Consider the following 3,297-nt stretch of genomic DNA (forward strand, 5'->3'; position numbering starts at 1 on the left):
TAGAGATTCCAGCAGTGAATGATGAATTACTAGTCTTAGCAAATAACAATGTGCAAGCCATTCTAAATGTTGAACCATTAGAAATTGATAATCCTCCACTTATTGCAAATAGTACTGGTTTAACAATTGTAGGTGCTAAATTAGGTGGGGTGCTGGATGCAAATGTGTTAGGAGACGTGCTTGCGTCATCTACAGTTATTAACGTTGATGAAAATACTGAGCGCCTCTTTACATTACAAGGTGATGTTGTTGGTGTATTTGCTGGAACGATGGATTTATACGTCTATAAGCAGAATCCAAATACTCAAGTTTGGGAGCAGCATGAGTATATTCCAAATTGGTTCGGTGGATTTATCGCAGGAGGTTCTGAGCCAACACCATATACTCTAGGTGAAGGTAATTGGTTATTTGCTTTAAGTGTTGGAGGTGGGATTGCTGCAGTTACAGGCTATACCTTAAGCTTCGAAGATCAAAAGGTTCTCGATTATGGTCAAGCCATAAATGTTAGTGGATTGACTGAGGGTAACGTTATTCTCGATGATGATTTTTCTTATGGGCAAGATAATATTCCTGCTGGAAGTGCTATTACAAGTATTATTTATAAAGGACAAAGCTACGACGTAGATTCAATAAATGGTTTAGAAATTGAGGCTGATTATGGTGTGTTCAATATTAATGGATCCGGTGAGTATTCTTATAGTATAGATCCTGATTTTAGGGAATATGGAGAAAGAGAAGTATTTACCTATGTCGTAACAACCCCAAAAGGAATTACGGCATCTGCCGATCTTCAGATTGAACTGAATGTTCCACCTAAATCAGATCCGGTAGAAATTGATAATACTGTAATTGTAGATTCAACCCCTTCTTTGGTGTATGACATAATTGTTAGCGATTACCAAACAAATTCAGCTTACAATGTATTAAGTTTTTCTCTGCTTGATTTAGATTTAGGTATACCTTCTGTACTGAATGCATCGGCTTTATCAGGTGATGGTACCTATGATTTTTCTGTAGCTGAAAACCAACTTCGTGAACTGAGTTTCTATAGTAGTACCATTAGTGTGGGTGGTGGAATCAATGTATCTTTAGTGGTGTATAAACTTGATGACACTACGGGCCAATATATTCAAGTTCATTTAGAAGAAAATTGGTATAACGTTATCGCCTTGGGAGCGAATAGTGGAGATGACTGGTTAAAACTTAGCTTTGGTGAGGGGCAATATAAAGCAATTATTATTGCTGATGCCGCCATAGGAGTAGGTACCACTACAGGGTTATATGTTCGCCAAGATACGGTCTATGATTATAATTCACCTGCTAACTTCACAGGTTCTGTGGATGGAGACGTAACACCTGATAGTGGTACAGTTATTTCAGTGGATGGAACAAATATTGATTCTACTGAAGCAGAAATTAATGGCGAATATGGTGTACTTCGAATTAAATCAGATGGTACTTATACATATGAGGTGGCGGTGCCGGATGACAGGACAGGATGGGTGCCACCTTATGGACAAATCGAGCGCTTCAATGTTGTTGTAGAAGATGAAAACGGCAATAAGACAGTTGAAGTATTAAATATCCGTATAGCTACACACGGTACTAATGATGATTTAGCTAATGAAATAGTCTTTAATAAATCTGGTGTCGTTAAAGATTTAGGTACTAGTGATTCGTTCACTTTGAGTACAGATATATCAGAAACTATTAATTTTACTATTGATCCTGGATCTAAACTCCTCGGAGGGTCTCTTGACTTTGCTGTAACAAATTCAACAGTAAATGGTGTTGTTGAGATTACGTATAAGCTTTACAAAGTTAATCCAAATGATTCCTCTGATAGAGAGTTAATCGATTCAAAAATTGAAACAGCGGGAGCGCCTATAACAACATTGCCGCCAAGTGCAGGCGCTGAAGGTAATCCATCAATGTCTATAAACTTTGATGATCTTGAATTAGAGTCTGGTCTTTATAGTATAGAGTTATCGGGTACTAGACCTACGAGTTCATTTATTAATTGGAACTATACATTTAATGGCGCAACAGTTTCTGAATTACAATATGTTGCTCATAGTGCTGCTATCGAAGGATCAATTCTTTCGAATGATATCGGAAATCAGCAACTTGATTCGCTAGCGATCGGTTCTTATACGCTGTATGTTAATGATGTAAATAAAGGAGCAGACTCGATTTCCATTAACGGTCTGTACGGAACATTAGTACTCAGTAAGAATGGTTCATATATTTATATAGCGAATGGTACGGGTTCTGGTATAGAAACATTCACTTATAAAACCACCTCATATACAGGACAAACTGAAACTGCAGAGTTGAAAATTGATGTTACATCCGTATTAAACAGTACCAACATTGATAATGCAATTAGAGTGGATGGGACAAATCAAGCATCAGGGACTATTGGTGATGACATACTGATAGGAGGTATTAGTGATGATGCTTTAAACGGAAATCAAGGTAATGATACGCTGATCGGTGGTTATGGTAATGACATCTTAAATGGTGGTGATGGTAATGATATTCTGCATGGCGGTGCTGGTGACGACACACTAAATGGTCGAGCTGGTAACGATATCATCATTGGTGGAGCAGGTAATGATACAATTACAGGTGGTACTGGCGCAGATAAAGTGATTTTCAATCTTTTAGATGCGAGTGATAATACAGGGGGGAATGGTCAGGATACATGGACTGATTTTAACCTTGCTGAAGGTGACACCATTGATATCAGTGGGCTATTAGCAGATCAGAATATAACGGATATTTCTAAGTTTGTTTTTGTAGAACAATCGAATGGAAATACTATTGTTAAATTTGATTTAGATGGTGACAATGCAGGGACTTCATTAGGTTACGCCTCATTGATCACGTTGCAAAATAATAATGTTAGCTTAGAGCAGCTTTTGGAAAACAACCAACTTCTGTACTAAGTTAGTAACTCAATATCTTTAAAAATAGTTAAATGAAAAACCCGCTTCGGCGGGTTTTTCATATTAATGTACGTAAGCTGAGAATAAAAACATAAATATAAGAAAGGTTTATACAACTTAACGTCTCGATATGTGATAAATAAATTACTAAATTTTTTTAAAACAATTAACTAGTGATGATTAAATGTTAAACAAAAAATATCTTAAGCTATTAAAAAAAATAACTTTTAAAAATAGTAATTCTATAAGTTTTTACTTTATTTAAAACATATAAATAAATTTCATTAAAAAATTTTGAATAATTATTAAGATTTTGATATTTATATGGCTTTGTTGCACAAAGATT

General features: G+C 35.8%; 1 protein-coding gene. It reads left to right on the forward strand.

Features of this window, described 5'->3' with window-relative positions; translation table 11 throughout:
* Window positions 1-14 precede the first annotated feature (14 nt).
* Window positions 15-2,951: a calcium-binding protein gene (locus BK820_RS14780; RefSeq protein WP_143045206.1), complete on the forward strand. Its 2,937-nt coding sequence runs from the start codon at window positions 15-17 to the stop codon at window positions 2,949-2,951.
* Window positions 2,952-3,297: the final 346 nt, after the last annotated feature.

Origin of the sequence: Acinetobacter sp. LCT-H3, assembly GCF_001866125.1 — a bacterium.
GTDB lineage: Bacteria > Pseudomonadota > Gammaproteobacteria > Pseudomonadales > Moraxellaceae > Acinetobacter > Acinetobacter schindleri.